Source organism: Sutterella wadsworthensis 2_1_59BFAA, assembly GCF_000297775.1.
In the GTDB taxonomy this organism is placed as follows: Bacteria; Pseudomonadota; Gammaproteobacteria; order Burkholderiales; family Burkholderiaceae_F; genus Sutterella; species Sutterella wadsworthensis_A.
Map to the genome: position 1 here is coordinate 165,738 of NZ_JH815515.1, position 4,367 is coordinate 170,104.

A 4,367-nucleotide genomic window follows, 5' to 3' on the forward strand; every position below is an offset into this window, starting at 1 on the left:
AGCAATGACGCTCAGACAGGGGATCGATACTCGCAGGCTCATTTTAGAAACGCGAAGGGATCGCACATCCAGCACCGAGCAACTACTGTCCCCCATAAGATTTTAGGGCGTACAACCGTGGTTGTACGCCCTAATTTAATTCCCCGCTTTCATGCGCAGGGGGGTGGCACTAAAGTGCTACACACCTCTTAGAAATCCCACCATTAAGGATTTCATTTACAACCACCGCATGGCGCTCAGCTTGCTGTCGCTGTTTTTCGTCTGCCTGTTCCTGCACTATCTTTTGGTGAACGCAGAAGTCAAGAAGAAAACGCAATCTCTGCGGGCTGCTTCTGAAGCTAGAGAAAAGGCTCAGGAGAAAACGATGGCGATGCTTCGCCGACTGCATGCATTGGAACGCATCAGTCTGGTCGGCATGCTGTCAAACACGGTGGCTCACGAACTCAAGCAGCCCATTGGGACGATAGCAAATTTCGCCGATGGAATTCGGACGGTCAATAGGGTTGAGAACCCGGATCGAGCGCTTATCGACGAAGCCGTCGAGGAAATCCTTCAACAGACATGCCGCGCAAACGCGATCATTGAACGAGTACGCAGTTATGCCAAGCCTACCGTACTGAAGCTCGAAAGGATTCGGATCAGTGAGTTGGTCAAGCGTGCCACCCTTGACCTTCAGGAGTTGGGCTTGCGCATGCCAGAGCTCCTTGACAAGGTTCCAGAAGACATCACTGTCAATGTGGACCGGGTTGAAATGACGTTGGTGCTCCTCAATCTGCTTCGTAATGCGGTAGAGGCGGTAGTTGGCGTGCCAGAAGCGCGAGTGTCGATTGTTGCGTCCGATGACGGGCACCACGTTACTATAATGATTACAGACAATGGCCCGACCACCGACGTTTCAGATCTGCAGTATTTGTTTGCCCCCAAAGCTTCAACCAAAGCCGGAGGGTTGGGTATAGGACTTGCCATTGCGGCAAGAATGATTGAACGATTCAGAGGTACGCTCTCAATCGTTGCCAATCAACCTCACGGCGTTTGTGCCAAAATCGTTTTGCCGTCTGTTGCTTCCGAGATGAGTGATGATCCCCGAAATTGAAAAGCCTCTTCCAGATGAGAACGAAGCGGCTCGAATCAAAAAGATCGCCTTGATTCGAGTTGTGGATGACGATGCAGGGATGCTGAGGTCATATAAGTTCATGTTCTCCTCGCAGGGGTGGAACGTCAAATGTTACTCTGACGCAGCTTCTTTTCTTGAAGAGGTGACCGATGTCCCGGGTTGTCTGATCCTCGATGTGAGAATGCCCGAGATGAGCGGCTTGACCTTGCAACGGGAGATGATGAAGCGCGGTATCGCTCTTCCCATCCTGTTCGTGACGGGCCATGGCGATGTGGATATGGCGGTGGAAACGATGCAGATGGGGGCTTGTGATTTTATGCTCAAACCCGTGGATCCAGCACGACTGCGCAAAGCTGTACTTCGGTGGAGCGCTTTCGCCGTCCAGCAGCATCTGGATCGGCTGAAGAGAGAGGCCAAGCAAGCCGACTTTTCGACGTTGTCGACTCGTGAGCGGGAAGTTTTACAGCTGATTTCTGAGGGGCTCCAATACAAACAGATCGCCGATCAGTTGGGTATTTCCGAACGAACGGTGAAATTCCACCGAGCCTCCCTATGCGAGAAGCTTGGAGTCAAAACGACTCAGGAATTGGCAGTGTGCGCAGTCGAAGGCTTCAAGATTTGAAGCCATTGTGATCCTCCGAGACTAGCTTTGATCATAGGCATAAACGCCGTCTATACAAAAGGCAAACGTGCAATCCAACGTTCAAATCAGATTGGTTATGCAGGATGTCGACGGCAGCCGGCGTTTGGAGGATGATTTTTCCAGGTCCCCGCTGCTGAGCTGGATGAAAGCGGTCTGGGCCGAATACTTGTGTATTGTTGGGCGATTGCCCTGATGCCGCAGCTGTGCGATGAATACAAACCTGCAAGTCGTCAAAAGATCACTCAAAGCCCAGAAACGAAGCAGACACTTCTCTTAAAAGCCCTGTTTAATCGGGGCTTTTTTCTTGCACCGTGATGGGTGTATATGATATAATCATATACACCCATCAAAGGAGATCAAATGGCAGCTCGGAAGGAGTTCCCGGTCAAAGTTCGCCGTGTGGCAGTAACGAACAAAAAGACCGGCGTCAAATACATCGAGGAACGTCGCTATCAATACGATCCGGCAAAGGGCTACAACGTCCTTCTGTCGAGCCGTCGGACGGGTGAAAAAAATCCTGGAAGGCGAAACGGTGACAACCCGTTGCCGCCCCAAGAAGAAGCCAGCCGAAGCGGCTCAGACTGCCGAGCTCTCTGCCAAACGAACCCGTGTAGGGGCTCTGGACTTGATTCGTCATGCCGGGGCAGTGGCCGGACTCGAAAGTTCGGTCCGCAGGGCGTATCCCAACGGTGGAACCTCCGAGAAGCTGCTCTCTGTCTCTCAGTACTTGGTCGCTACGGGGGAAACTGTTCACAACGTGGAGGCCTGGCAATGCGAACATGATCTCCCCTACGAAGCCGGCCTGTCCGAGGACATTTGCTACGACCTCTTCCACGAGCTCGGTCTGGATGAATCCGGTTCGCAGTCTCTCTTCCGGGAACTGGCCCGTACGGCAGGCAACGACGAACAGCCGGCCATCGCATTCGATTCAACCTCGCATTCCGTCTACGGCAACGGCCTGAAACCGTACGCGCGGCAAGGCTTCAACAAAGACGACGACGGCTTGGACATCTACAAGATCATCACTTTCTACTCGCTTGATTCCGGTCTGCCCGTTTCTTTCGAGCTTCAGCCCGGCAACATCCCCGACGTGATTTCTCTCGTCAATGCCGTGCCTCGGGCCAAGGCATACGGCTTGAAGAATCCGGAGTTCTGCCTCGACAACGGGTTCTTCAGCAAGGAGAACGTGCTGCGCTTCCTGCGCAAGAATTTCAAGTTCACGATCCTCGTCACGCTCAAGCACGCCTGGATCTACAAGCACTTGGACAGCGCCGCCGATGATGGGACCAAACTGAGAGACCACTTCTCGCGGTACGCTTCTCAGTGCCCGTTCGACGAGAAGATCAGTGCCGTATCGGTGTCTGAAATGACGCCGTTTGAATGGAAGCGGCAGCGCACGCGCAATGGCGTAGCCGCCGAGGATACGGAGTCGAAATCCTTCCGACTGTACTTTCACTATTTCCGCAACAATGCCCGAGCTGTCATGGAAGCTTCAGCCTTCCACACGAAGCTCAAAAGCTACGAAATGAGTCTTGCAGCCGGCAAGGAAAATGAAATGGACGATGCCGAGCTTGAGTTCGCGCACCGGTACTTCTCGTGGAAGCGTGTTCGAGGCGGAGGCATCAAGGTCATCCCCAACGAAGAGGCCATTCTGGCCGCACAGAAGGACTTTGGGATTTTCGTCATCCTTTCAAATCTTCATGCGAGCCCGTGGGACGCGCTTCGTCGCTACCGTCGCCGCAACGACATTGAAACCTCGTATCGCGTCGTCAAGTCCGACCTTGACGGGCGAAAGCCCCGAGTCTGGACGATGACCAGCGTACGCGGGAAAGAAATCTGCCGACACGTCGCACTCGGCTACCGTTTCGTGCTGCAGAGCATGATGGAGCGCACGGCTCAGGAAGCCGAGCGGCGAGCCAACGATGAGTCGCTCGGGAAGACTGTGCGGAAGCAGTACGAAAAACTGACCGCCTGGATTCGATCGATGACGCTCAAGCAGTTGCTCGATTGGTTCGACTGCGTGGAAAGGGTCGAGGTGAGGAACAGGGTGGCTCAGTACCGTTGGTCTACGGAGACGACGGCCAGAGACCAGATGTTCCTCGAGCTCTTCTTCGACGAATCTGACTGAGTGTAGATTCCACGGTTTTCAAGTAACTACCCAGCTTCCCGTCATGCTGGATTTGCAGCCCGGGAACATTCCTGACGTCGCGTCAGCAATCAATGCGATCAAGCGCGTCAAAACTTACGGGCTGAAAAAGCCAGAGCTCGTTTTAGACAATGGGTTCTTCAGCAAGGACAACGTCCGCGCCTTCGTTACAGCTCACGTTGGTTTCACCATGAGAGCCACTTTGAACGATCGCTGGATCTATCGCCTGATCGACGAAGAAACCGCTAGCGGGCGTCTCGCGCGGGGAGTGTCAGGATTTCTGTGTCTGGGGAGGTTATTCCAGGGGCAGCCCAACGAGGCTGCCCTTTGTTTTTTGTGATGCAGTATGCCAGACCTGATGCGATAGCGCGGGTAGTCTAATCATACCCCTTGTCTTACTCCATGGCACCTGTAAAGCGCTCGCCAAACAGCAGAGCGAACTGAGGCATGGCAGCAGACCACCT

The 4,367-nt window shown here is 53.8% G+C and carries 3 protein-coding genes and 1 pseudogene; all 4 read left to right on the plus strand.

Translation table 11 applies throughout. From position 1 onward, the window contains the following. Positions 1 to 229 precede the first annotated feature (229 nt). On the plus strand, positions 230 to 1,093 hold the full coding sequence (locus HMPREF9465_RS04950; RefSeq protein WP_038006567.1) for a sensor histidine kinase: 864 nt from the start codon (positions 230 to 232) through the stop codon (positions 1,091 to 1,093). Continuing rightward, positions 1,077 to 1,736 (plus strand): response regulator transcription factor, encoded by a 660-nt coding sequence (locus HMPREF9465_RS04955; protein WP_005434675.1) that lies wholly within the window; start codon positions 1,077 to 1,079, stop codon positions 1,734 to 1,736. Before HMPREF9465_RS04950 ends, HMPREF9465_RS04955 begins: the two co-directional genes overlap by 17 nt. 381 nt (positions 1,737 to 2,117) lie before the next feature. Continuing rightward, positions 2,118 to 3,885: pseudogene (locus tag HMPREF9465_RS04960) on the plus strand (IS1634 family transposase). A 43-nt stretch (positions 3,886 to 3,928) separates the two neighbouring features. Next, positions 3,929 to 4,243, plus strand: coding sequence for a hypothetical protein (locus tag HMPREF9465_RS04965; RefSeq protein WP_005434677.1), 315 nt, complete (start codon positions 3,929 to 3,931; stop codon positions 4,241 to 4,243). Positions 4,244 to 4,367: the final 124 nt, after the last annotated feature.

Bases quoted from the DNA above. Each gene is read 5' to 3' on its own strand.
- HMPREF9465_RS04965 (WP_005434677.1), top strand. From the start codon at position 3,929: ATGCTGGATTTGCAGCCCGGGAACATTCCTGACGTCGCGTCAGCAATC.
- HMPREF9465_RS04955 (WP_005434675.1), top strand. From the start codon at position 1,077: ATGATCCCCGAAATTGAAAAGCCTCTTCCAGATGAGAACGAAGCGGCT.
- HMPREF9465_RS04950 (WP_038006567.1), top strand. From the start codon at position 230: ATGGCGCTCAGCTTGCTGTCGCTGTTTTTCGTCTGCCTGTTCCTGCAC.